Genomic DNA, 564 nt, shown 5'->3' with positions numbered 1-564 from the left:
TTCATCTCTGGTTACGTTTGTTCGCTGATTGGGTTTCCCACTTTCGTCGGATATGTCTACCCGTTGTTCGGATACTGCGGACTGGCGGCGATCGGTCTGTTGGCATTGAGACCGTATCCTCGCTGGTGAGGAGGCATCGTCATGAGAGCACTCATCATTGCACTTGTCGCCTATGGGATCGGCATGTTCCCCTTTTACGGGTGGTGGGTGGGAAGACGGATCAATGGGAAAGTGATCATGCATACCGGTCCTTTGCAGGATGTGGTGCTGTGGGTAGTGCTGGAAATGACCAAAGGTGCCTTGGCTGTGCTGATCGGGTTGGTGATGGGCGGATGGTTTGGTGCCAGCGTAGCGGCATTGATGGTGGTGGTGGGCCGATTGTATCCGGTTGTCCCCGCTTTTCGCAGTGGTGGGGGAACGGCGGTGGCAGCCGGAGCGCTGTTCGTGTTGAGTCCGATGCTGATAGTGGTGGGCATTTTGATTTATTTGGTCAGTTTGTTGCTGACGCGGTATCTGGGGATCTCGACCTTGCTGACCACTGTAGCTGTGATGATTCTATCAGTG

The 564-nt window shown here is 54.6% G+C and carries 1 protein-coding gene; it reads left to right on the top strand.

Annotated elements, in window-relative coordinates:
- Positions 1-141 precede the first annotated feature (141 nt).
- A partial coding sequence (locus NWF35_RS03420) for a glycerol-3-phosphate acyltransferase (RefSeq protein WP_301237690.1) occupies positions 142-564 on the top strand: 423 nt, incomplete at its 3' end.

It is taken from the genome of Polycladomyces subterraneus (assembly GCF_030433435.1).
In the GTDB taxonomy this organism is placed as follows: Bacteria; Bacillota; Bacilli; order Thermoactinomycetales; family JIR-001; genus Polycladomyces; species Polycladomyces subterraneus.
This window is presented reverse-complemented; position numbering and strand designations above follow the sequence as displayed.